Raw genomic sequence first — 23,757 nt, forward strand, 5'->3', positions numbered from 1 at the left:
AATGACAGCACTCACCGGTACGACAGTGGGGCACCCGCACGGACCCGAGCGCACCCTGGTGCTCTGGTGCCCCGACTGGCCCGTGACGGCGGCCAGGGTGCGCGCCGGGCTCCCGGAGGACGTGCCCCTCGCGCTCGTCGACCGCGGCATCGTATTTGCCTGCTCGCCGGCGGCCCGCACGACGGGCGTGCGGAGAGGACTCGCCGCCCGCGAGGCCCAGTTCCGCTGCCCGGAGCTCGTCGTGCTCGGCTACGACCGCGTACTCGACGACCGGGCCTTCGAACCCGTCATCGAGCGGCTCGAGGACACGACACCCGGCGTGCAGGTCCTGCGTCCCGGACTCTGCGCCATCCGCTCCCGCGGGCCTGCCCGGTTCTACGGCACCGAAGAGGCGGCCGCGGACGCCCTCGTCGCGTGCGTCGCGGGGCTCGGGATCCCCGGCGCCCGGGTCGGCATCGCGGACGGCGCCTTCGCCGCGGAACAGGTCGCCAGGGACCAGGCCCCCACCCCGGTCAGGGTGGTTCTCCCCGGGGGGTCAGCGGCCTTTCTCGCCGTCCGCCCGGTCACGACCCTCGTCGACGCCGGGCTCATCGACAGGGACCTCGCGACCCTGCTGCGCCGCCTGGGCGTGCACACGCTGAGGGACTTCGCGGCGCTCCCCGCCGACCGGGTGCGGCACCGGTTCGGAGCGGCAGCGGCCCGCGCCCACCGGATCGCAGGGGCGGCGGACGATGGCCGAGTCGTTCCCCGGGTCCCTCCCCGCCACCGGGAGGTGGCCTTCGACTGGGAACCTCCCCTCGACAGGGTCGACCAGGTCACCTTCGCCATCCGGGCGGGACTCGACGCCTTCGTCGGCGACCTCGCCGCCTCGCGCCTGGTCTGCACCGAAGTCACGATCGAGGTGTGCACCGAGGCCGCGGCGGGGGCAGGAGCCGTGCACACGCGTTCGTGGCGGCATCCGCGTTGGTTCACCGGCGCGGACATCGCCGACCGGGTGCGGTGGCAACTGCAGGGGGCCGGCCCCGGTGCGAGCGAGCTCGAAGCCGCCATCACCCGGGTGCGGATCATCCCCGAACGCGTGGACTCGACAGCCGATCACGAGCAGGGTCTCTGGGACTCCGGGCCAGACGAGCGGATCCACCACGCGCTCACCCGGGTCCAGGGCCTGCTCGGGCACGACGGGGTGCTCACCGCAATCAGTGCGGGCGGCCGGCTACTCAGGGACCGCCGGGTGCTCGTTCCCTGGGGCGACGCCGTCCCCGTCGTCCCCGCCCAGCCGGCCTCGGCACGCGAACGCACGGCCACGGCGCCCTGGCCTGGCAGCCTCCCCGGGCTCTCCCCCGCGACCGTTTTCCTGGAATCGCCGTCGGTCCTGCTCCACGCCACGGACGGCGCTGCCGTCGGCGTCGACGAGCGGGGCATCCTCTCCGGGACTCCTGCCGCCTTCTCTCAAACCGGGCGAACCGACGACCTGTCCCCTGTCACGGCCTGGGCCGGACCCTGGCCGCTCGTCGAACGCTGGTGGGATCCCGCCAGGGCGCACCACGGCCATCGCCTCCAGCTCGTGGACGGATCGGGCGCGGCCTGGCTGCTCCTGCTCGAGTCCGCCCGCTGGGTTGCGGAGGCCCGGTATGACTGACGACGGAACCACTGGGAACGGTATGGCTGAGAACGGTATGGCTGACAACGGTATGACTCAGAACGGAACCGACTGATGGGCTGGAGCAATCCCCCGATCCCGTGGTCCGAACTCGAGCGCGCCCTCTCCGACCGGCGCCGCCCCGGCGGTCCGCCCGCGGGAGCCGACGGCGGCGACAGCCCGGCGTGGTCGGGCAGGCGCAGGCCATACCGCCCGGCGGAGCCCGCCGTTCCGGCCGGCTCAACCACGCGGGCTGCCCTCGTGCCGTACGCCGAACTGCACGCGCACTCCAACTTCAGCTTCCTCGACGGCGCGAGTTCGCCGGAGGCCCTGCTCGAGGAGGCCTCGAGGCTCGGACTCTCCGCTCTCGCCCTGGCCGACCATGACGGGCTCTACGGCGCCGTGCGCCTCGCCGAGACGGCCGAGAGCTTTCCCAACCTGGCCACCATCTTCGGAGCAGAGCTGTCCCTCGGCCTCGGCGAGCCGCAGGCCGGCGTTCCCGACCCGGTCGGCTCCCACCTGCTCGTTCTCGCCCGCGGCCAGGCCGGCTACCATCGGCTCGCCGCCGCCCTCACGAGCGCCCATCTCGCGGGAGGCGAGAAGGGCCGTCCGGTCTACGACATCGAGGATCTCGCAGCCCAGGCCGACGGCACCTGGGCCGTGCTGACCGGATGCCGCAAGGGCGCCGTGCGCCGGGCTCTCGTCACAGGGGGGCCTGCTGCTGCGGCGAGGGAACTGGCCGGACTCGTGCGCCTCTTCGGCAGGGACAACGTCTTCGTGGAACTGTACGACCACGGCTACCCCGCGGACAGCGCCGGCAACGACGCCCTCGCGGGCCTCGCCGCTGACGCGGGCCTGCCGGTGCTCGCCACGAACGCCGTGCATTACGCAACGCCGGCAGGTTCCCGGCTCGCCTCCGCGCTCGCCGCCGTGCGCGCCCGGCGCAGCCTCGACCAGATGGACGGCTGGCTCCCCGGCTCCGACGGAGCGCACCTGCGCGGCGGCGCCGAAATGGCCGCCCGGTTCGCGCGCTATCCCGGCGCGGTCGCGAACACCGTTCCGCTCGCCGCCGAACTCGCCTTCTCGCTACGCCGGGCGCGCCCCCGCCTTCCCCGCCAGGATGTCCCTGCGGGGCACACACCGATGACCTGGTTGCGGTCCCTGGTCACGGACGGCGTCGCCGAGAAGTACCCGGGAGCTTCTCCGTCGGTGCTCGAGCGCATCGAGAAGGAACTCGCGGTCATCGAGGCCAAGGACTTCCCCGGCTACTTCCTGATCGTGCACGACATCGTCCGGTTCGCGCGCAGCCGCGGCATCCTCTGTCAGGGCCGCGGCTCTGCGGCGAACTCGGCCGTCTGCTTCGTGCTCGGCATCACCGCGGTCGACTCCATCTTCTACCGGCTCCCCTTCGAACGCTTCCTGTCGAGCCTTCGCGACGAGGAGCCGGACATCGACGTCGACTTCGACTCCGACCGGCGCGAGGAGGTCATCCAGTACGTCTACGGCCGTTACGGCAGGCTCAACGCGGCCCAGGTAGCGAACGTCATCACCTACCGGCCGAAGGTCGCCGTGCGCGACATGTCCAAGGCGCTCGGCTTCAGCACGGGCCAGCAGGACGCCTGGTCCAAGCAGGTCGAGCGCTGGAGCGAATCCGCCTCGAGTCCGGAACACGACATCCCCCCGCTCGTGACCGACCTCGCCGAGCAGCTGCTCGGCTCCCCCAGGCACCTCGGCATCCACTCCGGCGGCATGGTCCTGACCGACCGCCCCGTCGGCGAGGTCTGCCCGATCGAGCCGGCCAGGATGGACAACCGGACAGTGCTGCAGTGGGACAAGGACGACTGCGCCTGGATGGGCCTGGTGAAGTTCGACCTGCTCGGACTCGGCATGCTCGCGGCCATCCAGTACACCTTCGACCTCACCGCAGAACACCTCGGCGAGACCTGGACCCTCGCGACCATCCCCCGCGAGGAAGCCGGCGTCTACGACCAGCTCTGCCGGGCGGACTCCGTCGGAGTCTTCCAGGTCGAGAGCCGCGCCCAGATGGGCACCCTGCCCCGCCTCCAGCCGCGCCGCTTCTACGACCTCGTCGTCGAGATCGCCCTGATCCGGCCGGGGCCCATCCAGGGCGGCGCCGTGCATCCCTACATCCGGCGCAAGCTCGGCCAGGAACCGGTGACGTACCTGCACCCGAAACTCGAGCCCGTGCTCGAACGCACACTCGGCATCCCGCTCTTCCAGGAGCAACTCATGCAGATGGCCATGGCCGTCGGCGGGTGCTCCGGCGAGGACGCCGACCTGCTCCGTCGCGCGATGGGATCCAAGCGCGGCATCGAGAAGATCTCCACCCTCCGCGACCGGCTCTACGCCGGGATGGCGTCGAACGGCATCACCGGGGACGTGGCCGACACGATCTACGCCAAGATCGAGGCCTTCGCCAACTTCGGCTTCGCGGAGAGCCACTCGATCAGCTTCGCCCTGCTCGTGTACGCGAGCGCCTGGTTGCGCCTGCACTACCCCGGCGCCTTCCTGGCCGCCCTCCTCCGCGCCCAGCCGATGGGCTTCTACTCTCCGCAGTCGCTCGTCGCGGACGCCCGCCGCCACGGCGTCACCGTGCTCCGTCCGGACATCCTCCGATCGGGCGCCGACGCGGGCCTCGAAACCACCGACGGTCCCCCGACAGTTCGCCGTTCGGTGTGCCTGTGCCCAGAGCAGCCTCCGGTGCCGCCCTTCGACCGAGCTGTTCCGCCGGACTGGGCAGACCACCGCAGGGACGGCGACTTCGCGGTGCGCCTCGGCCTGGCCGAGGTCTCCGGCATCGGCGGCGACCTGGCGGGCCGCATCGTCGCAGAGCGCGGCCTCAACGGGCCGTACCTGTCGATGGCGGATGCCGCGGGGCGGGTCGGCCTGAACACGGAACAGCTCGAGGCGCTCGCCGCCGCCGGTGCTTTCTCCGGTCTCGGGCTCGAACCGCGGACCGCGCTGTGGACGGCCGGAGAGGCGGCGACCGAACGACCGAACCACCTCAGCGGAACCGCCGTCACCGTGCAGCCGCCTCTGCTCGACCTGCTCAGCCCCGTCGAACAGGTCGTCTATGATCTCTGGGCAACCGGCATCTCCCCGGACGACCATCCGATCAGCCACGCGCGCGCGGGCCTGGCCGCACGCGGTGCCCTTCCGATCGACCGGCTTCCCGCCGCCGAGTCCGGACGCCGGATCCAGGTCGGCGGCGTCGTCACCCACCGGCAGCGCCCGTCGACCGCCGGCGGGGTGACCTTCCTCAATATCGAGGATGAAACCGGGACTCTCAACGTCATCGCCGGAATCGGCGTCTGGAACCGCTACCGAAGAATCGCGAGGGAATCGCCCGCGCTCGTGGTGCGCGGCATCCTGGAGCGTTCCCCGGAGGGCGTCACGAATCTCCTCGCCGACAAATTCGAAACCCTCACCCTCGCGGCGCCGACGACCTCCCGGGATTTCCGCTGAGAGAGCCGTCCCTCTCCCGTGGGTCTTCGGCTAACGTCGAACGGGTGAATGACGATCGATACGGACAGGACGCCCTGAGGCCGGGCTGGCGCGAGGTGGGACGGAAGGTCATCCCGACCCACGACGCCGTCCGCGACCTCGTCGTCGAAGAAGTCGCCACGGGGTTCTGCGGCGCCATCGTGCGCCTCGAGAAGCAGATCGTGACCCTCGAGGACCGGCACGGCGCGCTCCGGCTCTTTCCCCTCGGCTCAGCGTTCCTGATCGACGGGGAGCCCGTCAGGCTCGTCGTGCCCGCCAGGGCGGCCCAGCAACGCGCCCGGACGGCATCCGGTTCCCTGGCCATGGCCGCGACCCGCGCGCGGGTCGCCCGCGGCAGCCGGATCTTCGTCGAGGGTCGGCACGACGCCGAACTCGTCGAGAAGGTCTGGGGCGCCGACCTCCGGATCGAGGGCGTCGTCGTCGAATACCTCGAGGGAGTCGACAACCTCGAGGAACTCCTCACCGAATTCGGCCCGGGACCAGGCAGGAAGGTCGGCGTGCTCGTCGACCACCTCGTACCAGGGTCCAAGGAGAGCCGGATCGCCGAGAACGTCGCTCGCGGCCCGCACGGGCGGAGCGTCCTCGTGGTCGGGCACCCCTACGTCGACGTCTGGCAGGCCGTCAAACCCGAGCGACTCGGGATGAAGGACTGGCCGACGACCCCCCGCACGGTCGAGTGGAAACACGGGATCTGCGAGCACCTGGGCTGGCCGCACGAGGACCAGGCCGACATCGCCAGGGCCTGGCAACGCATCCTGGGCCGGGTCCGGTCGTATGCCGACCTCGAGGCCGCATTCCTCGGCAGGGTCGAACAGCTCATCGACTTCGCGACCGTCGATTGACAGGTGGGCTGAATACCGCCCCTGTTCGGGCGAAATATTCATAAAACGTAACGGTTATGACTCGAATTCGCCCCAAATCCGGTTCTTACCGAGCGAAGTGGTCTAGTCTTGTCCCAGTAGTTGTAGTGCTTGCACGTCTTAAAACGCACGGACTTCGGTCCATGCGGCGTATTCCTTTCGGAAGCGGACGACGAATACCGCGACGAACGGCCCCGACAGTCGGGGTCGGTCTAACACTCCTGGAGGAGTTTCAAAAATGGCAACAGGTACCGTGAAATGGTTCAACGCTGAAAAGGGCTTCGGATTCATTGCTCCCGACGACGGAAGCGCCGACGTGTTCGCGCACTACTCCGCGATCGCTTCCAATGGCTACAAGTCCCTCGACGAGAACCAGAAGGTCGAGTTCGAGGTAACCCAGGGCCCCAAGGGTCCCCAGGCCGAGAACATCCGCGCCCTCTGATTCTGCTCAGTGCTGAATCAGCACACTGCTTGAACTGCGTCTGACCGAGGTCATTCGCCCAGAGAGCTCCAGTAATGCCCCCGCTTCGGCGGGGGCATTACTTCGTTAAGCCGAAGCTTTTCTCGCCGCCGCCCTAGTCTGCGCGGCCGTCTCCGACGAAACGCTCGACCCGCCGGTCCGGCACCAGCCAGATGAGTGCGGCGATCGCGAAAACGCCCATGGACACGAGCGGCTGCACCAGGGCGAGCAGAATCCCAGCCAGGTAGATGAAGGGCGAGCCCTTGCCCTTCCAGTCCCGTCCGAGGGCCGTGGCGAGGGCTCCGTCGGCGCCCTGGTAGCGGATCAGGGTCCGCTGCAGGATGTAGAACGCCACGGCGGCCAGGAGCAGCGTGAACCCGTAGACCATGACCGGGACCTCGGCGAAGCCGGACTCGTCGCTCCACCTCGTAGCGAAGGGGAACAGGGAGAGCCAGAACAAGAGGTGCAGGTTCGCCCAGAGGATGCCGCCGTTCACGCCGGAGGCGAGGCGCAGCAAGTGGTGGTGGTTGTTCCAGTAGATCCCGATGTAGAGGAAACTCAGCAGGTAACTGAATAGCGTGGGCAGGATGGTCACGAGCCCCTGCCAGGTCGGTTCCTCCGGGACCCGGATCTCGAGCACCATGATCGTGATGATGATGGCGAGCACGCCATCGCTGAACGCTTCGAGCCTGTTCTTGGTCATGTGCCTCCGGTCCCTGTCGTCCGTTCAGGTGCGCTGAGGGCATCATCCCAGATTCCGTTCGCCCTGTCAGGAGCCGGATTTCGCACAACCTGTCCGGCCGTCGGTGGCAGACTCAGGGTATGAGTGAGCGCACCCTGATCCTGCTGCGGCACGCCAAGTCCGACTGGTCCGGCGAGGTCTCCGACCTCGAGCGCCCGCTCGCCGAACGGGGACTGCGCCAGGCGCCGCTCGCCGGAGCGTGGCTCGCCCGCAATATCGGGCACATCGATCTCGCGGTCGTCTCCCCCGCGCACCGCGCTCGCAGCACCTGGGAAATCGCCGAGGGTGAACTGACGGAATCGCCGCCGACCGTGGTCGACAGCCGCGGCTATGCGGCATCCGCCGACGAACTGCTCGACGTCGTCAGGGAGCTTCCCGACGAGGACCACACGGTCGTTCTCGTCGTGCACAATCCCGGGATCACCGGCCTCGCCGAACTCCTCACCGGAACGTGGATACCGATGCCGACCAGCACCCTCGCCGTGCTGGGCTTGGCCGGACCGTGGTCTGACGCCGGCAGGCGACCGGCCGAGATCCTGGCGACCGGGCGCCCGCCGGAAGACTTTCCGCACCGTCACCGCGCTCAGTGAGGGGACGGTCGTCGACTAGTTGACGAGGTCCTGCCAGCCGTCACCGTCGACGTACTCGAAGATGAGGTTGGTCTCGGTGTGCGCGACAGCAGGATGCTCGGCGAGATGTTCGAGCACGAAGTCACGCAGCGCGGACGCGTTCGCCGCCGCGACGTGCAGGAGGTAGTCGTCGGCCCCCGCGGTGTGGAAGAGACCGATGACGCCGGGCCAGTGCGGAGCGGCATTACGGAAGTCGTCGATCTGCACCCGGGCGTGTTTGACGAGCCGCACGGAAATGAGCGCCTGCAGGGAGGCTCCGAGGGCTGCGAGGTCGATGTTCGCCCGGTACCCGCGGATGTGGCCCAGCTGCTGGAGCCGGCGCAACCGGAGCGACACGGTTGACTCGGCGACACCGATCTCGGCAGCCAGTGCGGCGCCGGAGGCTCGCGCGTTGACCGAGAGGGCCTTCAGCAATGCCCGGTCGACCCTGTCGATTTCGGCTTTCTTCGGTTCCATCAGTCACACTCTTTCGTCCCTAAGAGCTTATGCGACGAATCATTCCTTGACGCAAGGGTCTGCGCCTGGACCGGGTAACGATCGAGGATCGATCGCGCGAGGCGGTGGCTTCAGCTGCGGCCGAGGCGGCGACGCAGCAAGTCGATCCGGTTCTGCAGCTGGGTCACGCTCGCCTGGGCAACTGCGGGTCCCCCGCAGACCCGCCGTAGTTCGGCGTGTACGATCCCGTGCGGCTCATTCGCGAGTTTCGACCACATGCCCACGAGACTCGCGAGCAAGGTCCGCTGTTCCTTGAGGGTGCGGTAAAGCGGCGGCGGTTCCTCGGGGGCGATCTCGCCCGTGACCGGGTTCTTTCGCCGGTCGGTCGACCGTTTGGCCTGGCGGGACTGCCGTTGCCGGAGCAGCTCAGAAACCTGTTCCGGCTCGAGGAGTCCGGGGATGCCGATGAAGTCGAATTCCTCGTCCGTTCCCGGTTCGGCGAGTTGGCCGAACTCGTCGCCGTCGAACATGACCATGTCGAAGGTCGCCTGGGAGTCGATCGCCTGCCAGGTGAACTCGTCCTCGCCGAGTCCGTCCGACCCCTTCTCGTCCCGGTTCGCCGCGGCGACCATCGCGTCTTCGGGGTTGTACATCCCGTCGTCGCCGTCGTCCCTGTTGCTCCGGTCGAGCGCGTGGTCGCGTTCGAGTTCGAGGGCGTTGGCGAGGCTCAGCAGGCTCGGCACGTTGGGCAGGAAGATCGAGGCCGTCTCGCCGCGCCGTCTGGCGCGCACGAAGCGGCCGATGGCCTGCGCGAAGAACAGGGGTGTCGATGCGCTCGTCGCGTAGACGCCGACGGCGAGCCGGGGAACGTCGACACCCTCTGACACCATCCGGACGGCGACCATCCAACGCCGGGTGTTCTTCGAGAACTCGTCGATCCGGTCGCTCGACTCCTTCTCGTCAGAAAGCACGACGGTCACCGGTTCCCCGGAGATCTCCTCGAGGATGGTGGCATACGCGCGTGCGGCTGACTGGTCCGTTGCGATGACGAGGCCGCCGGCGTCCGGGATGCCGTGCCGGACCTGGGTGAGGCGCGAGTCAGCGGCGCGCAGCACGGCGGGGATCCACTGCCCGGTCGGCTCGAGCGCCGTACGCCAGGCCTGGCTCGTGATGTCCTTGGTGTTGCCCTCGCCGAGTTTGGCTTCCATCTCGTCGCCGGCACGCGTGCGCCACTTCATGTGCCCGGCGTAGACCATGAACATGACCGGGCGCACGACGCCGTCGGCAAGGGCGCGACCGTAGCCGTAGTTGTAGTCACTCTGCGAGAGACGGATGCCGTGCTCGTCCGGCAGGTAGCTGACGAAGGGGATGGGCGAGGTGTCGGACCGGAACGGGGTCCCGGTCAGGGAGAGGCGGCGGGTCGCCGGTTCGAAGGCCTCCCGGATCGCATCGCCCCAGCTGAGGGCGTCGCCCCCGTGGTGCACCTCGTCGAGGATGACGAGGGTGCGGCTGGACTGGGTGAGCTCGCGGTGCAGGGCGGCCCGGCTGGCGACCTGAGCGTACGTGACGGCGACACCGTGGAAGTGGTTGCCGTAACGCCCGTCCGCGTTCTTGAACGAGGGGTCGAGGCGGATGCCCGCGCGAGCGGCGGCATCCGCCCACTGGCGCTTGAGGTGTTCGGTCGGGGCTACGACGGTGATGCGGTCGATCAGGTGCCGCGCACGAAGCTCGGACGCGAGCCGGAGTGCGAACGTGGTCTTGCCTGCTCCCGGTGTCGCGGCGGCGAGGAAGTCACGGGGCTGGTGCACGAAATAGGCGGCCAGGGCCTCTTCCTGCCAGGCGCGCAGCTTGGTCGCGGTACCCCAGGCGGCCCGGCCGGGGAACGACGGGGACAGGTGTTCGGCTGCACTCGTTCCCTGGTTCGGTTCGAACGCTGCTGAGGTAGTCACTTCAATAGAACCTAGCAAGGTGAACCGACAGTTTCGTGCAAACGAGGAGAATGGACTGATGACAACGCCATTGCATCCCTGGTCGCGGTACGTAGCCGTCGGCGATTCCTTCACGGAGGGTGTCGGGGATCCCGAGCCCGCGTGCCCGGGAGGGTTCCGCGGCTGGTCAGACCGCGTCGCCGAGGTACTCAGCCAGGGCTCGACGGACTTCGCGTATGCGAATCTCGCCGTGCGCGGCAAACTGATCCGGCAGGTCATGGACGAGCAGTTGGAGCAGGCCCTCGACGTGCACCCGGACCTGATCACCTTCTCGGCAGGCGGCAACGACGTGATCCGGCCGGGGTCAGACCCCGACGAGATCGCCGCCCGGTGCGATGAGGCCGTGCGCCTGCTCAGCCGCGACGGAGCCACGATCGTGCTGTTCACGGGCGCCGATGTCGGGTTCGCCCCGGTCTTCCGCGGGATCCGCGGCAAGATCGCGATCTACAACGAGAACATCCGTGCCGTCGCTGCGCGCTACGACTGCGTCGTCGCCGACCTGTGGGCCCTCACCGAGATCCAGGACGCACGGATGTGGGCGCCCGACCGGCTGCACCTGAACGCCCTCGGACATCACACCGTCGCCCGGATGGTGCTTGACGTGCTCAACGTGCCCAACAGTCTCGAACCCTCCGAGCCCGAGCCGTTGCCCGCGCAGACCTGGCGCCAGGCGCGCAGCGAGGACATGGTCTGGGCGCGGGAGTATCTCGTGCCGTGGGTGCTGCGCCGCATCAGGCACCAGTCGTCCGGGGACCACGTGCTGCCCAAACGCCCGGAGGCCGGGCCGTTCCGCCAGGCCGTCAAGTAGCCCAGCTCTTCACACAGCGCAGAGGCGTCAGCGGGACGCGAGCAGTTCGCCAGGGTGCGTGAAGCGCCAGCCGGGTCCGGGATCGCTGAGTGTGCCGTCCAGCACCAGGGGCACACTGATCTTCTGGGTGCCGACCACGAAGTCGAGAGACCCGACGGCGTCTCCGTCCGAGCCGACCCCGACCGAACGGGCCGTTGCGACGCCCGTGACGGCCGTGTCAGACCAGACGAGGGCGGATGCCTTCTCGGCGGCCACGACCGAACCGTTCTGCCCCCAGACGCTCGCGTACGCTCCATAGGACGCACCGGCTTCGGTCAGGGTGACCTCACGGAAGCCGGGTTTGACGCTCTCGATGAGCCGCCCGATGTCGGCGTCGAGGGTGTCGTGGGTGGTCCCGCCGAGCAGGACCCCGACGAGGGTCACGGTCGTGTCTCCGACGGTGAAGTCCGCGGAGAAGAGCAGGCACGCGCCGGCTTCGTCCGTCGTCCCGGTCTTGATGCCGTCGACACCGTGCTCGCCGAGCATCTCGTTGGTGTTGGTCACCGTCCCGATCGTCGGCAGCGTGGCCGTCTTCTCCGAGACGATCGAGGCGAGCGCCGGGTTCTTCAGCACGAGTTTGCCGATCTCGACGAGGTCGGCCGGCGTGCTGGCGCTCAGCGGCGAAATCCCGCTCGTGTCCGCGATCGTGGTCCCGGTCAGGCCATGGTCGGTGAGCCAGGCCCTGGCGACCTTCAGATACGCGTCGACAGAACCGAACGCCCAGTTCGCGAGGGTGATGCTGTAGTTGTTCGCGGAGGGCAGCAGCATGCCCTCGAGGGCCTGGCGCTGGCTCAGCACCATCCCGGACACGACGGGGGCGACCGAGCCGTCCTGGGCGAGCACGTCGTAGTAGATCTGCACATCGGCGTCGGTGAACTTCACGTCGGGACCGGCCTCGGTGGCCGCGAGCGGCTTCGCCTCGAGCAGCACGAGGGAGGTGACCATCTTGGTGATGCTCGCGATCGGCACGGCGGCCTGGCTGCCGTTGGAGCCGAGCACCCCGTCGTAGCCCACGGCGCCGATCGCTCCCTCCCCGATTCCCGGCCATTTCATTGCCGTCGCCGGCTGGGTGAGCGCGGCAGGCTGCGTGAGCGTCGCCGCCGACGCTGGAAGTGCTGCGGCACTCGTTGTCGCGAAGTAGCCCCCGAGGAGGATCACGACGAGCAGGCCCCCGAGGACCGCGAATCGGCGACGCAGGATGGTGGAACGACTCGCGGAAGGCATCCGCTCACTTTACCGATCCACGGATAGGGAAACGCTGGACACCGCGGCGCGGCGCAGTCCCGGTCAGCGCAGCGCGTACAGTGCGACCGCGCTCGCGGATGCGACGTTGAGCGAGTCGACGCCGTGCAGCATCGGGATCGTGACGACCGTGTCCGCGACAGAGAGCGCCTGCCTGCTGAGCCCGTCGCCCTCGGCGCCGAGCACGATCGCGAGCCGCTCTGGCGGGTCGATCGCGAAGTCGTCGAGGCTCACCGCGTTGTCCGCGAGGGCGAGTGCTGCGAGGTGGAAGCCGGCTTCGTGCAGCAGAGGAACGGCTTCGTCCCACTCGGGGAGCCGGGTCCAGGGCACCTGAAGCACCGTGCCCATGCTCACGCGCACGCTGCGCCGGTAGAGCGGGTCGGCGCAGCGCGGGGTGATCAGAACGGCGTCGGCGCCGAGTCCGGCGACCGAGCGGAAGATGGCGCCGACGTTGGTGTGGTCGACGATGTCCTCGAGGATCACGATCCGGCGGGCGCCCCTGACCAGATCGGACACCGGCGCGAGCACGGGTCGGTGCATCGCGGCGAGTGCCCCCCTGTGCAGGTTGTACCCGGTCAGTTCTTCGAGCACGGATGCCGCGCCGACGTAGATCGGCACGTCCGGCCAGTCGGCGAGCAGTTCGAGGGCGTCGGGCAGCCACTGCTCCTGCAGGAGCACCGAGCGGGGGCGATGTCCGGCCTCGAGGGCGCGCGCGATGACCTTGGTCGACTCGGCGATGTACAGGCCGCCCGCCGGTTCGGACTTCCGCCGGAGTGCGACATCCGTGAGCTGGGAGTAGTCGGCAAGACCGGGAAGGTCGAGGGAGTCGATGTGGATGATCTGCACGGTGATTTGCCTTTCGAAGGAGAACACGTCCAGACTGCCAGTTGTCTCACCCGGTCACGTACTCGAGGTCACGTACCCGTGTTCTGTAACAAGGACGAAAACTGGCCAGCTTAGACTCGGAGTGGACAGGACGGAGCGTTATGACCACCGAGACGATTCCCGTCGCGGGCGAGGTTTCGGCCGACACCCTTGACACGGTCGCCGAACTCCTGCGCGGAAAGCGTGCTGCGGTGCTGACCGGCGCCGGGCTCAGCACGGATTCGGGCATCCCCGACTATCGGGGGAAGGGCGCGCCGGTCCGCACCCCGATGAACTATCAGACCTTCATCGACGACCCCAGGGCCCGGGTCAGGTACTGGGCGGGCAGCCACCTCGGCTGGCGTCGGTTCCGCGCAGCTGAGCCGAACCTCGGGCACCGTTCGCTCGTCGCCCTCGAGGCCCATGGTGTCATCTCCGGCGTGATCACCCAGAACGTCGACGGGCTGCACACCAGGGCCGGTTCCCGCCACGTCGTCGACCTGCATGGCTCGATGGATCTCGTCGTCTGCCTCGGCTGCGGCCAGGCCTTCGACAGGGAGAGCATCGCGGCGCGCCTCGAAGCCGACAACCCGTCCCTGCGGCGGCCGGACTCCGCCCGTCTCGCACCGGACGGTGACGCCGACGTCACCGACCTCACGGGCTTCGTCATCCCCGCGTGCACGGTCTGCGGCGGGATGCTCAAGCCCAACGTGGTCTTCTTCGGCGAGCTCGTGCCGACGGTCAAGTTCGTCGAGGCCACCGCCCTCGTCGCCGGGGCCCAGGCGCTCATCGTCGCCGGATCGTCTCTCGCGGTGAATTCGGGCATCCGCCTGCTCGAACAGGCCCGCCGGCGCAAACTGCCGATTATCGTCATCAATCGGGGCGTGACCAAGGGAGACGCGCGCGCACTGGTTAAGCTGGAAGCCGGCACCTCCGAGGTGCTGGCCGGGCTCGCCGAACGCCTCACGGGGTAGAGGAGGTCCTGGTCGCCAGACGGGACAGCGCCAGACAGGACAGCGCAGACAGGGGCCACGCGAGACCATGCACCGGTTGCAGACCAGGCTTTCGATCGTCCGACACGGCCAGACCGACTGGAACCTCGCCACCCGGATCCAGGGCCGCACCGACATCCCACTGAACTCGACGGGACGGGCCCAGGCCGCCGAGACCGGCCTGCGGCTCCTCAAGCGCAGCCGCGCGGGGTTGGCGCCCAGCCTCGACGGCGGCCTGACCGAGAGCTCCGCCGCCTGGGAGAAGATCGTCTCGAGCCCGCTCGACCGGGCCGCGGAAACCGCCCGCATCATCGCGGGGGAACTCGGCCTGCCGCGGCCGGAGATCATCGACGACCTCACCGAGCGTCACCACGGCCACATCGAGGGCCTCACGTTCGCAGAACGGCAGCGCCAGTTCCCGAACGGGATGCCGGTGCCCGGCCTCGAGTCGCGCCAACAGGTCCTCGACAGGGTGCTTCCGGCCCTCGGCCGCGTGGCCGAGGAGTTCCCGGGTGACGCGGTACTCGTGGTCTGCCACGGCGGCGTGATCGGAACCCTGATCCGCTACCTGACCGCCGGCGTGCGCCCGCACCCCGACGAGATCATCGCCAACGGATCCGTCCACGACTTCCTCTGGACCGGCGGCCGTCTCGAGCTCGAGCACTTCGACGCGACGATCCGCGGTTTAGCGGAGAACACGCACTACTCGGGCTGAGCGGTCTCCCGGATCGCGCGGAGCAGGATCTGCGCGGAGTCCGCCCAGTTGTACCGGGCGGCCTGGTCGATGGCGAGCCCTGAGCGCTTCGCCCACTCCCCCGGTTCGTCGAGCTGGTGCACGGCAGCCGCGAGCCCCCCGGCGTCGCGCGGTTCGAAGTAGAGCGCGGCCTCACCGCCGATCTCCCGGAAGATCGGAATGTCGCTCACGACGACCGGGATCCCGAGGCTCATCGCTTCGACGAGGGGGATCCCGAAGCCCTCGTCGAGGGACGCGGTCACCAGGGCCGTCGCCGAATCGAGCAGGGACACGTACTCCGCGTCGGAGACGCCGTCGTGGAAAACGATCCGCGCTCCGGGGGCGAGCCCCTGCAGGCGGGCCTTCTCCGTGTCACCGATCCGGCTGAGCAGGTGCAGGTCATGGCCGGAAAGGTCAGCGAGGGCGCGCACGAGCGTGTCGACGTTCTTGTACGGCATGAACGAGCCCATGTAGACGAGGCTGCCCGTTGCCGGCCCGGTGCGACGCACGCCCGTCCCTGCACCTGCCGCCTCGCCGAGGGCACCGGCGGCGTTGGGGACGACCGTGATGGGCTTGCGGGTGAGGCGGTGCTTCAGCATGAGTGCCCGTGTCGTCTCGGAGACCGTGACGACGCCGTCAGCGCGGTTCAGCAGCATCCGCTGGGGCCACCAGGACAGGTGGTAGAACCGCCAGAGCAGCCGGATGAAGGCGGGCAGGTCGCGCGGGGGTGTGCGGTTGCGATAGTAGATCAGGTCGTGGACGGTGAGCAGCAGTCTGTAGTTGCGGCCCCACGAACCCATGGTCTGCATCGGGCTGAAGACGACGTCGGGGTGCAGCCGGTTGACGCGGAGGGCGACGAGGGGCTCGCGGATGCTCGTGGGCGCGTTCACGAGCTGCCACGGGAGCGCGGGGAGCATCGCGAGTTGCCTGTGGTCGCTGATGAGCATCGTCACGGCGTGCAGCCGGCTCAGCTCGGTGACGAGTTCGGAGGTGTAGCGGCTGATGCCGTCGTGCCGGTCGAACCGGGTGTAGCGGCAGTCGAACACGATCCTCATGCTGTCAGCTCGATCCTGCTGGGGCCGATCATGCCGGGGCCGATCATGCCGACGCCGCCTCGTCGAGGAAGCGGCGCAGCTGTTCTGCCGCTTCGGCGGGAACTTCGTAGTGGATGAGGTGCCCGACGTTGGGGATGACATAGAGACGGGCGTCCGGGAACAGCGCGCGCAGCCGGTACTGGGCCTCGACGGGGGTGATGTCGTCCTTGTCCGCCGCGATCAGCAGGGTGCGTTGCGGAATGCGCGCGGCGAATTCACTCACGTCGCTTCCGACGGACGCGCGGAAGGCTTCGAGCACGACCCGGCGATCGGAGAAGGCGGAGAAATACCGGTCGTGCTGGTTGTGGATCCAGCGGCGCAGGGCGGGGTCACGGGTCTTGGCCATCGCGATGCTCATCACCCGCACGATGAAGCGGTTGCGGAGCAGGGCGAAGCCGAGCCGCTCCGGTAGGGCGGCCGCTGACCAGTAGTAGAACACCGCGAGGCGGGTGAGGATTCCGCGGGGACCGGACAGGGCCGGCGCCGCGATCGGGTTGACGAGCACGACGACATCCGCGGGCAGTCCGCCCGCGACGGCGGAGGCCACGATGATCGAGCCGAACGAGTGCCCGAGGATCACGGTGCGCCCGGTCGGGGCGACCGCCGAGACGAAGCCCCTGAGCCACTCCGAGTAGCCGGGCACGTCGTGTCCCAGGGTCGTGAGCGCCGCCGATTCGCCGAAGCCGGGCAGGTCTGGCGAGAGGATGCGATACCCCGCGAGCTGGGCGACGACGGGCTCGAGGCCGTGGTGGTCGCCGCGGAAGCCGTGCACCATCACGATCGTCGTCGTCGCTGCCGGATCCCCGTACTCCCAGTAGCGGGTGTCGGTCCCGAGCACCGGGACGGTGTGAACGCTCACCGGGATCCGGGCGAGCTGGGCGTCGTATGGCGAAGGAACAATCATCCCCTCCAGTTTACGCAGGACTCGCGCGACGGGGCGGCGTCGACGCCCGGGGATGTCGGCGGTCGGCCCTAGGCTGGCCCCATGAGCAACTGGAGTGACACCCTCGCCGTCTTCGACCTCGAAACGACCGGAATCGACGTGGAGACGAGTCGCATCGTCTCGGCGACGGTGGCCGTGATCGATGTCTCAGGGGCCGTCGTCGAGCGCATCGACTGGCTGCTCGACCCCGGCATCGAGATCCCCGAGCAGGCGACCAACGTGCACGGCATCACGACGGCCCAGGCCGTTGCGAACGGGCGCGCCGCCGGCGAAGGTGTCACCGAGATCGTCGCGACCATCCGGGAACTGCTCAGCAGGGGCCTTCCGATCGTGGCATACAACGCGCCGTACGACCTCTCCCTGCTCAACCGGGAGGCCATCCGCTACGGGGTCGCACCACTCGTGTCGCCCTCCCCCGTCGTCGACCCGCTGGTCATCGACAAGCAGGTGGACCGCTACCGCAAGGGCAAGCGCACCCTCGAGGTCACGAGCGCCTACTACGGGGTGTCCCTCGACGACGCCCATGACGCCGGTGCGGACGCGATCGCCGCGGGCAGGGTCGCCCAGGCCATCGCGAAGGCCCACGTCGCCGTGCTGCCGGGCACGGTCGCCGAACTGCACGAGCTGCAGGTGCAGTGGTCCATGCAGCAGGCCGAGCGCTTCCAGGACTACATGCGCCGCGAACGCGACCCGAAGTTCGTCGCGAGCGGCGCGTGGCCCGAGCGGTAACGCGAGCAGCACCGCAGGCATCCGCGCGGGGTACGGAACGCGGGGTACAGAAAAGGCGAGCAGCCGTGGCTGCTCGCCTTTCGTGTATCGCGCTCGAGTGCGTCGGTCTTATTTGCCGAAGCCCTTGTAGCGGGAGTTGAACTTCTCCACGCGTCCGGCGGAGTCCATGATGCGCTGCTTGCCCGTGTAGAACGGGTGCGACTCAGAGGAGATTTCCACGTCGATGACGGGGTAGGTGGATCCGTCTTCCCACTCGATCGTCTTGGCGCTCGAGACCGTCGAACGGGTCAGGAAGGTCGCACCCGACGCGAGGTCGCGGAAGACCACGGGGGCATATGTGGGGTGGATGTCAGACTTCATGAAAACTTCCTTATATGAGTTGCGCCGGTCCGGACCGGATGGCCCGGGGAACGGCGGCAGGAAAAAGTTACACGGCCCGAGGACCGACTGTCGAGTCTAGCAGAAGCGAGCGTCAGGCCGCACGGGCCGTGAAGCGACCGGCGTCCTCGCTCAGGCCGATCGGCAGGCCGAACGTTTCGGTGAGGGTGTCCGCCGTCAGCGACTCCGCGAAGGGGCCGGCCGAAACGACGCGTCCGCCAGAGAGAAGCAGGGCGTGGGTGAAGCCGAGGGGGATCTCTTCGACGTGATGGGTGACCATGATGATGGCCGGTGAACTCTGCTCGAGGGCATAACCGCCGAGCAGGCGCAGGAGTTCTTCGCGGGCGCCGAGGTCGAGGCTCGCCGCCGGTTCGTCGAGCAGGAGCAGTTCGGGGTCGGTCATGATCGATCTGGCGATCTGCACTCGCTTCTGTTCACCGTCGCTCAGGGTTCCGAAGGTGCGATCGGCGAGGTGGTCGAGGCGCCATTCCTGGAGGACACGCTGGGCGCGGCGCTCGTCGATGGCCTCGTATTCCTCGGTCCAGCGACCGGTCACCGAATACGCGGCGGTCATGACGACGTCGATCACCTTTTCACCCGCCGGAACCTTCCGGGCGAGCGCGGTCGACGCGAAGCCGATGCGCGGACGCAGCTCGAACAGGTCGGTGCCGCCGATCGGCTCCTCGAGCACCTCGGCTGTGCCCCGGGTGGGGTGCAGCATCGCGGCGGCGATCTGGAGGAGCGTGGTCTTTCCAGCGCCGTTCGGGCCGAGGATCACCCAGCGCTGATCGTCATCAACACTCCAGTTCACTGAGTCGAGGATGGTTGTGCCAGCCCGGACGACGGAGACGTCGGTGAATTGAAGAACGTTGACCATGCATCCATGTTATCTGCCGTCGCCGAGGCGTCGGCACGCCGGGCGGGGCTCAGAGCAACCCGGCGTAGATCTCCCGGGTGCTCGTGGCGATCTGGCTCCAGCTGAACTTTTCCTCCGCCCTGATCCGGCCGGCCCTGCCCATTTCCGCGGCACGATCGGGGTCTGAGACGACCTCCAGGAGGGTGCGGGCGAGGTCGGCGACGAAACGGTCAGGGTCGATCGGCGTGCCGGTGCCATCACTGACCTGGTCGATGGGCACGAGTCGTCCGGTGACCCCGTCGTCGACGACCTCGGGGATGCCGCCGGTCGCCGAACCGACAACCGGGAGGCCGCACGCCATCGCCTCGAGGTTCACGATGCCGAGAGGCTCGTAGACCGAGGGACAGACGAAGACGGTGCCGGCCGTCAGGACGGCGGAGAGGTCGTGCTGGGACAGGTGTTCCGGAATCCACACGACCCCGGTGCGCTCGGCCTGGAGCGCCCTGACTCCAGCGGTCACCTCGGCCATGATTTCTGCGGTGTCCGGTGCCCCGGCGCAGAGCACGAGCTGGACCTCAGGCGGGAGAGACGCTGCGGCACGGAGAAGATACGGGAGTCCCTTCTGCCGGGTGATCCGTCCGACGAACACGACTGAGGGTCGGGTCGGGTCGATGCCGAGCGAACGGACGATGTCCTCGTCCGCGGTCGGCTTCCAGGCCTCGAGGTCGATGCCGTTGTAGACGACGTGCACCCGGGACTCGTCGAGTGCCGGATAGCTGCGGAGGATATCCGCCCGCATTCCCCCGCTGACGGCGATGACGGCATCCGCTGCCTCGAAGGCCGTGCGTTCGATCCAGCTCGAGACCCGGTAGCCTCCGCCGAGTTGTTCGGCCTTCCACGGCCGGAGCGGCTCCAGGCTGTGTGCAGTGACGACGTGCGGGACGCCGTGCAGGAGCTTGGCGAGGTGCCCTGCGCCGTTGGCGTACCAGGTGTGCGAGTGCACGATGTCGGTGCCCGCGGCGTCCTGGGCCATCAACAGGTCGACGCCGAGTGTCGACAGGGCGCCGTTCGCCGTCGCAAGCTCGGCTGGGACGCCGTATGCGAAGGTATTCGGTTCGTCGCGCGGCGAACCGAAGCAGCGCACCACGACGTCGATGTCGGTACGGAGGGCCTTGACGAGCTCAGCGACGTGCACGCCGGCCCCGCCGTAAACCTCTGGTGGATATTCCTTGGTCAACAGATCGACTCGCATGAAAGTAAAACTAGCGCAGCATCGCATCCGACACACCGTTTTCGGGTGGCCACAGGCCCCGGATGCCCTTACTGTAAAGACATGGCATCGAAGAAGATCTTTGGAATCGTACTCGCTGGTGGCGAGGGCAAACGACTGATGCCGTTGACGGAGGACCGCGCAAAGCCGGCCGTTCCGTTCGGCGGCAACTACCGGCTCATCGACTTCGCACTGTCCAACCTGATCAATTCCGGGTTGACCCAGATCGTCGTCCTGACCCAGTACAAGTCGCACAGCCTCGACCGTCACGTCTCCCAGACCTGGCACGTCTCCGGCGGCTTGTTCAACTCATACATCGCGTCCGTGCCCGCGCAGCAGCGCCTCGGCAAGCGCTGGTTCTCCGGCTCCGCGGACGCAATCCTGCAGAGCCTCAACCTGATCCACGACGAGAAGCCCGACATCGTCGTCGTGGTCGGCGCCGACCACGTCTACCGCATGGACTTCAGCCAGATGATCGCGGCCCACATCGCCTCAGGGGCACAGGCCACGGTCGCTGCGATCCGCCAGCCGATCGGCCTCGCCGACCAGTTCGGCGTCATCGAGGTCGACGGGGCCACTCCGGACCACATCCGGGAGTTCCGCGAGAAGCCGAAGGACGCGATCGGCCTCGCCGACGCGCCGCACGAGGTGTTCGCCTCGATGGGCAACTACGTCTTCAACGCCGACGCCCTGATCGAGGCCGTGCTGCGTGACGGAGAACGCACCGACTCGAGCCACGACATGGGCGGGGACATCATTCCCGACTTCGTGTCCCGCGGCGAAGCCGGTGTCTACGACCTCCAGCGCAACGAGGTACCGGGCTCCACCGATCGCGACCGGTACTACTGGCGCGATGTGGGAACCATCGACTCCTTCTTCGAGGCACACCAGGACCTGATCAGCGCGCTCCCGGTCTTCAACCTCTACAACCAGAAGTGGCCGATCTTCAGCCAGCAGCTCAACTCGCCGCCGGCCAAGTTCGTCCGTGACGGGCGTGGTTCGCTCGGCACGATGATCGACTCGATCGTGTCCCTCGGCTGCGTCATCTCCGGCGCCCACATCGAGCGCAGTGTGCTCGGGCCGTGGGTGGCCATCGATTCCGGCGCCCACATCGCGGACTCGATTCTCTTCGACCGGGTGCAGATCCTGCCCGGCGCGACCGTCCGTCGGGCCATCCTCGACAAGAACGTCGTCGTCGCCGCCGGAGCCTCCGTCGGTGTCGACAGGGACCGTGACCTCGCGCGCGGCTTCAGCGTCACCGAGTCCGGCATCACCGTCGTCGGCAAGGGCGTGCACGTACACCCGTGACCCGTCCCACTCGTTTCCTTGTCGTCCTCGATTCCGATTCCACCCTGATTGAAAACGAAGTGATCGAGCTCCTGGCGGATGCTGCGGGCTCGCTCGAACTCGTCGCTGCGGTGACCGAGCAGGCCATGCGCGGTGAGATCGACTTCGCCGAGAGCCTCCGTGCCCGGGTGAAGACCCTCGCCGGGCTGCCGGAGAGCGTCTTCACCGACGTCGGGCTCCTGGTGCGCCCGACTCCGGGCGTCCACGAGCTCATCGCCGGACTGCATGCCCACGGCAGCAGAATCGGGGTCGTCTCCGGCGGTTTCCACGAAGTGCTCGATCCGCTCGCGGAGAGCCTCGGCATCGACCACTGGCGAGCCAACCGGCTCGAAGTCGTCGACGGCCACCTCACCGGCAACCTCGTCGGGCCGATCATCGACGCAACCGCGAAGGCGGATACCCTCCAGAAGTGGGCGGCGGAACTCGGCGTCGCGCTCCCCCAGACCGTCGCCGTCGGCGACGGAGCGAACGACCTGAAGATGATGCACGTCGCGGGTCTCGGCATCGCGTTCAACGCGAAGCCTCTCGTGCGGGCACAGGCGGATGTCGCGATCGACATCTGCGACCTCAGCCAGGTCCTGCCCATCCTCGGCCTCCGCGGCTAGCACTTCCCCTACAGGCGCCGCCGTGTCCGGTGGACTCTAGTCGCGTCTGGGTGGTCCGGTGAGGACCTGGTGGGCGCGGTGCCTGTTCGGTGGCCGCCACAACCGTTGCGGATCGATCAACCCAGGGGCCCGGACTTGCGGTGAGCCCTTCACCATCCGGATCTCCCACCCGGAGGTATCGATGCTGTGGTGATGGAACCAGCAGAGTAAGACCCCGTTGTCGACGGTCGTCGGGCCGTCCTTGGCCCAGGGCTTCACGTGGTGTACTTCGGCCCAGTGCGCCGGGGCTTTGCACCCGGGGATGATGCAGCCGCCGTCGCGGGCGGTGATCGCCCGGCGTTGCGCCCGGTTGAAATAGCGCCGCTCCGGCCCGAGCTTGAGCACTTGGTTGTTCGCCCCGAACAACACGCCCTGGAAGCCGCCGTCGCAGATGCGCTGATGCACCGTCTTCAACGACACGGGGGCCTCGACCCCGTCGATCCACCCGACGCCGATCCCGGAGGCGAGGTCGGCGGCGTTCACGTGCACCATTACCGTCGGGGCTGACCCGCCCATCGACGGGGTGTCCGTGTCGCGGGCGGCGTGTTCGAACAACGCCCGGAGGATGTCCGCGCGTTTCTCCCCGCCCGTGCGGGTGTCCGCGCGGCGCTCCCGCAGCTCTGCCTCGATCACGTCCAGATCCGGGCCCGTGTCGGCGTCGGTACCCGCGGTCTCGGCGCCGGGGATCAGCTGCCCCGAATCCATCAGGGCCTGTTCCTCGGCGGTGGGGAACGCCGGGCGGGCGTGGAAGCTGAGGAAGGCGTCGAAGAGGGTGTTCATCACCCCGAACAGTTCCGGCGTCACTCCACCCTTCACCGGGTACAACCCGTTCTTGAGTTGGCCGAAGCCGATGTTGGACTTCGCCTCGAACAGGTCCTCGGTCGGGAGGACCCCGTCGGGGTCCAGGGCCGCCTGCCACTGAGCGACCATGCCCCGGATCAGGTCCGTCGTCACCGCGACACCCGCCCCGGCCAAATCCTCGGTCTCCGGGGTGATCAGCCCCGCCGCCGTGGCGACCAGGGCCCGCTCCGCCGTGAGCAGGTCATCCGGCGCCACCCGGTGACTGATCACCTGCATACCCGCCACGATCAACTCCGCCGTCTCCACCCCGATCTCCCCCGCCGTCAGCGCTGCCCCGACCGTCGGGAACAGCGGCGGTAACCAGCCGCTCCCGCCGCACGGCCGCGGCAATACCGCGTCGCCGAGCTTCGTGCGGCGTTTGACCTCCCGGGCCGAGACCCGTGTCACCCGGGTGAGGACATCCCACGGGCCCGTGCAGCCCATCCGCCAGGCCAGGCCCTCCCGGCCGAGCACCCGGGCCCTCCGGTCCACATCCGTCGCCGTGCTCACCCGGGCCGCATCCACCGTCCGACCGATCGCCTCCACGGTGCTCAGCGCCGTGACAGCTTCTGTGTCGCTGAGCAGCCCCACCGGGATCGCGGCCAGGGCGTCTGCGAGAACCGCCTGCGCCTCGGCGAGCCGGGCGACAGCATCCGCATGAACCGATGGCACCGACCCGGCCAGACCCTCCGCGCCCTCG

The 23,757-nt window shown here is 68.6% G+C and carries 22 protein-coding genes; 11 read left to right on the forward strand and 11 right to left on the reverse strand.

The window, feature by feature from the left end; translation table 11 throughout:
- Position 1 precedes the first annotated feature (1 nt).
- The 4 genes from E3O39_RS02255 to E3O39_RS02270 all read left to right on the forward strand — a co-directional run bounded on the left by E3O39_RS02255 (position 2) and on the right by E3O39_RS02270 (position 6,466).
- The gene (locus tag E3O39_RS02255) at positions 2 to 1,639 is read left to right on the forward strand and encodes a DNA polymerase Y family protein (RefSeq protein WP_134446590.1); all 1,638 of its coding nucleotides are present in this window, start codon (positions 2 to 4) and stop codon (positions 1,637 to 1,639) included.
- 75 nt (positions 1,640 to 1,714) lie between these two features.
- Complete coding sequence (locus E3O39_RS02260) at positions 1,715 to 5,125, forward strand: error-prone DNA polymerase (RefSeq protein WP_134446591.1); 3,411 nt, start codon at positions 1,715 to 1,717, stop codon at positions 5,123 to 5,125.
- A gap of 44 nt (positions 5,126 to 5,169) precedes the next feature.
- The gene (locus E3O39_RS02265) at positions 5,170 to 6,006 is read left to right on the forward strand and encodes a DUF3097 domain-containing protein (protein ID WP_134446592.1); all 837 of its coding nucleotides are present in this window, start codon (positions 5,170 to 5,172) and stop codon (positions 6,004 to 6,006) included.
- Between the two features lie 256 nt (positions 6,007 to 6,262).
- On the forward strand, positions 6,263 to 6,466 hold the full coding sequence (locus tag E3O39_RS02270; RefSeq protein ID WP_035840308.1) for a cold-shock protein: 204 nt from the start codon (positions 6,263 to 6,265) through the stop codon (positions 6,464 to 6,466).
- A gap of 133 nt (positions 6,467 to 6,599) precedes the next feature.
- Here E3O39_RS02270 and E3O39_RS02275 read toward each other — a convergent pair whose 3' ends face one another.
- A complete protein-coding gene (locus E3O39_RS02275; protein WP_134446593.1) occupies positions 6,600 to 7,187 on the reverse strand; it encodes a TMEM175 family protein in 588 nt (195 codons plus the stop codon).
- 119 nt (positions 7,188 to 7,306) lie between these two features.
- On the opposite strand from E3O39_RS02275, the gene E3O39_RS02280 reads away from it, so the two are divergent.
- Entirely contained in the window at positions 7,307 to 7,816 is a 510-nt protein-coding gene (locus E3O39_RS02280) for a histidine phosphatase family protein (RefSeq protein WP_134446594.1), read from the forward strand.
- A gap of 15 nt (positions 7,817 to 7,831) precedes the next feature.
- Here the strand turns inward: E3O39_RS02280 and E3O39_RS02285 are convergent, their stop codons facing one another.
- Both E3O39_RS02285 and E3O39_RS02290 read right to left on the reverse strand, forming a co-directional pair.
- Complete coding sequence (locus E3O39_RS02285; protein WP_134446595.1) at positions 7,832 to 8,311, reverse strand: Lrp/AsnC family transcriptional regulator; 480 nt, start codon at positions 8,309 to 8,311, stop codon at positions 7,832 to 7,834.
- Positions 8,312 to 8,421: 110 nt separating this feature from the next.
- Positions 8,422 to 10,239 carry a DEAD/DEAH box helicase gene (locus E3O39_RS02290; RefSeq protein ID WP_134446596.1) on the reverse strand — a complete coding sequence of 606 codons (1,818 nt, stop codon included), beginning with the start codon at positions 10,237 to 10,239 and terminating at the stop codon, positions 8,422 to 8,424.
- Positions 10,240 to 10,297: 58 nt separating this feature from the next.
- On the opposite strand from E3O39_RS02290, the gene E3O39_RS02295 reads away from it, so the two are divergent.
- Positions 10,298 to 11,086: an SGNH/GDSL hydrolase family protein gene (locus E3O39_RS02295; RefSeq protein WP_134446597.1), complete on the forward strand. Its 789-nt coding sequence runs from the start codon at positions 10,298 to 10,300 to the stop codon at positions 11,084 to 11,086.
- A 27-nt stretch (positions 11,087 to 11,113) separates the two neighbouring features.
- On the opposite strand, the gene E3O39_RS02300 is transcribed toward E3O39_RS02295, so the two are convergent.
- Both E3O39_RS02300 and E3O39_RS02305 read right to left on the reverse strand, forming a co-directional pair.
- Entirely contained in the window at positions 11,114 to 12,349 is a 1,236-nt protein-coding gene (locus E3O39_RS02300) for a D-alanyl-D-alanine carboxypeptidase family protein (protein WP_134446598.1), read from the reverse strand.
- A gap of 63 nt (positions 12,350 to 12,412) precedes the next feature.
- Positions 12,413 to 13,213, reverse strand: coding sequence for an RNA methyltransferase (locus E3O39_RS02305; RefSeq protein ID WP_134446599.1), 801 nt, complete (start codon positions 13,211 to 13,213; stop codon positions 12,413 to 12,415).
- Between the two features lie 140 nt (positions 13,214 to 13,353).
- On the opposite strand from E3O39_RS02305, the gene E3O39_RS02310 reads away from it, so the two are divergent.
- Positions 13,354 to 14,205, forward strand: coding sequence for a Sir2 family NAD-dependent protein deacetylase (locus E3O39_RS02310; protein ID WP_134446600.1), 852 nt, complete (start codon positions 13,354 to 13,356; stop codon positions 14,203 to 14,205).
- 76 nt (positions 14,206 to 14,281) lie between these two features.
- A complete protein-coding gene (locus E3O39_RS02315) occupies positions 14,282 to 14,938 on the forward strand; it encodes a histidine phosphatase family protein (RefSeq protein ID WP_241984948.1) in 657 nt (218 codons plus the stop codon).
- Here the strand turns inward: E3O39_RS02315 and E3O39_RS02320 are convergent.
- Positions 14,926 to 16,011 carry a glycosyltransferase family 1 protein gene (locus tag E3O39_RS02320; RefSeq protein ID WP_134446602.1) on the reverse strand — a complete coding sequence of 362 codons (1,086 nt, stop codon included), beginning with the start codon at positions 16,009 to 16,011 and terminating at the stop codon, positions 14,926 to 14,928. The two genes, E3O39_RS02315 and E3O39_RS02320, sit on opposite strands and share 13 nt — an antisense overlap.
- 43 nt (positions 16,012 to 16,054) lie before the next feature.
- Positions 16,055 to 16,954: an alpha/beta fold hydrolase gene (locus tag E3O39_RS02325; RefSeq protein WP_134446603.1), complete on the reverse strand. Its 900-nt coding sequence runs from the start codon at positions 16,952 to 16,954 to the stop codon at positions 16,055 to 16,057.
- A gap of 81 nt (positions 16,955 to 17,035) precedes the next feature.
- Between E3O39_RS02325 and E3O39_RS02330 the strand changes: the two genes are divergently transcribed.
- On the forward strand, positions 17,036 to 17,722 hold the full coding sequence (locus tag E3O39_RS02330) for an exonuclease domain-containing protein (protein WP_134446604.1): 687 nt from the start codon (positions 17,036 to 17,038) through the stop codon (positions 17,720 to 17,722).
- 108 nt (positions 17,723 to 17,830) lie between these two features.
- Here E3O39_RS02330 and E3O39_RS02335 read toward each other — a convergent pair whose 3' ends face one another.
- The 3 genes from E3O39_RS02335 to glgA form a co-directional block, all read right to left on the reverse strand.
- Positions 17,831 to 18,082, reverse strand: coding sequence for a type B 50S ribosomal protein L31 (locus tag E3O39_RS02335; protein WP_134446605.1), 252 nt, complete (start codon positions 18,080 to 18,082; stop codon positions 17,831 to 17,833).
- A gap of 112 nt (positions 18,083 to 18,194) precedes the next feature.
- Positions 18,195 to 18,977 (reverse strand): ABC transporter ATP-binding protein, encoded by a 783-nt coding sequence (locus tag E3O39_RS02340; protein ID WP_134446606.1) that lies wholly within the window; start codon positions 18,975 to 18,977, stop codon positions 18,195 to 18,197.
- A 49-nt stretch (positions 18,978 to 19,026) separates the two neighbouring features.
- The gene (gene glgA, locus E3O39_RS02345) at positions 19,027 to 20,208 is read right to left on the reverse strand and encodes a glycogen synthase (protein ID WP_134446607.1); all 1,182 of its coding nucleotides are present in this window, start codon (positions 20,206 to 20,208) and stop codon (positions 19,027 to 19,029) included.
- 81 nt (positions 20,209 to 20,289) lie between these two features.
- On the opposite strand from glgA, the gene E3O39_RS02350 reads away from it, so the two are divergent.
- Together E3O39_RS02350 and serB are read left to right on the forward strand one after the other, a co-directional pair.
- The gene (locus tag E3O39_RS02350; RefSeq protein ID WP_134446608.1) at positions 20,290 to 21,534 is read left to right on the forward strand and encodes a glucose-1-phosphate adenylyltransferase; all 1,245 of its coding nucleotides are present in this window, start codon (positions 20,290 to 20,292) and stop codon (positions 21,532 to 21,534) included.
- The gene (serB, locus tag E3O39_RS02355) at positions 21,531 to 22,178 is read left to right on the forward strand and encodes a phosphoserine phosphatase SerB (protein ID WP_134446609.1); all 648 of its coding nucleotides are present in this window, start codon (positions 21,531 to 21,533) and stop codon (positions 22,176 to 22,178) included. The genes E3O39_RS02350 and serB overlap by 4 nt, the downstream gene beginning before the upstream one ends.
- A gap of 36 nt (positions 22,179 to 22,214) precedes the next feature.
- Here serB and E3O39_RS02360 read toward each other — a convergent pair.
- Positions 22,215 to 23,757: HNH endonuclease signature motif containing protein (locus tag E3O39_RS02360; RefSeq protein WP_134446610.1), on the reverse strand; the 1,543-nt coding region annotated here is incomplete at its 5' end.

This window comes from Cryobacterium sp. MDB2-A-1, assembly GCF_004402675.1.
Taxonomy (GTDB): domain Bacteria; phylum Actinomycetota; class Actinomycetes; order Actinomycetales; family Microbacteriaceae; genus Cryobacterium; species Cryobacterium glucosi.

Excerpts from the sequence above, each read along its gene's own strand:
- E3O39_RS02330 (WP_134446604.1), top strand. The coding sequence starts at position 17,036 with ATGAGCAACTGGAGTGACACCCTCGCCGTCTTCGACCTCGAAACGACC.
- E3O39_RS02255 (WP_134446590.1), top strand. The coding sequence starts at position 2 with ATGACAGCACTCACCGGTACGACAGTGGGGCACCCGCACGGACCCGAG.
- E3O39_RS02275 (WP_134446593.1), bottom strand. The coding sequence starts at position 7,187 with ATGACCAAGAACAGGCTCGAAGCGTTCAGCGATGGCGTGCTCGCCATC.
- E3O39_RS02295 (WP_134446597.1), top strand. The coding sequence starts at position 10,298 with ATGACAACGCCATTGCATCCCTGGTCGCGGTACGTAGCCGTCGGCGAT.
- E3O39_RS02285 (WP_134446595.1), bottom strand. The coding sequence starts at position 8,311 with ATGGAACCGAAGAAAGCCGAAATCGACAGGGTCGACCGGGCATTGCTG.
- glgA (WP_134446607.1), bottom strand. The coding sequence starts at position 20,208 with ATGCGAGTCGATCTGTTGACCAAGGAATATCCACCAGAGGTTTACGGC.
- E3O39_RS02270 (WP_035840308.1), top strand. The coding sequence starts at position 6,263 with ATGGCAACAGGTACCGTGAAATGGTTCAACGCTGAAAAGGGCTTCGGA.
- E3O39_RS02340 (WP_134446606.1), bottom strand. The coding sequence starts at position 18,977 with ATGGTCAACGTTCTTCAATTCACCGACGTCTCCGTCGTCCGGGCTGGC.
- E3O39_RS02320 (WP_134446602.1), bottom strand. The coding sequence starts at position 16,011 with ATGAGGATCGTGTTCGACTGCCGCTACACCCGGTTCGACCGGCACGAC.
- E3O39_RS02310 (WP_134446600.1), top strand. The coding sequence starts at position 13,354 with ATGACCACCGAGACGATTCCCGTCGCGGGCGAGGTTTCGGCCGACACC.
- E3O39_RS02325 (WP_134446603.1), bottom strand. The coding sequence starts at position 16,954 with ATGATTGTTCCTTCGCCATACGACGCCCAGCTCGCCCGGATCCCGGTG.
- E3O39_RS02350 (WP_134446608.1), top strand. The coding sequence starts at position 20,290 with ATGGCATCGAAGAAGATCTTTGGAATCGTACTCGCTGGTGGCGAGGGC.
- E3O39_RS02300 (WP_134446598.1), bottom strand. The coding sequence starts at position 12,349 with ATGCCTTCCGCGAGTCGTTCCACCATCCTGCGTCGCCGATTCGCGGTC.
- E3O39_RS02280 (WP_134446594.1), top strand. The coding sequence starts at position 7,307 with ATGAGTGAGCGCACCCTGATCCTGCTGCGGCACGCCAAGTCCGACTGG.
- E3O39_RS02260 (WP_134446591.1), top strand. The coding sequence starts at position 1,715 with ATGGGCTGGAGCAATCCCCCGATCCCGTGGTCCGAACTCGAGCGCGCC.
- E3O39_RS02335 (WP_134446605.1), bottom strand. The coding sequence starts at position 18,082 with ATGAAGTCTGACATCCACCCCACATATGCCCCCGTGGTCTTCCGCGAC.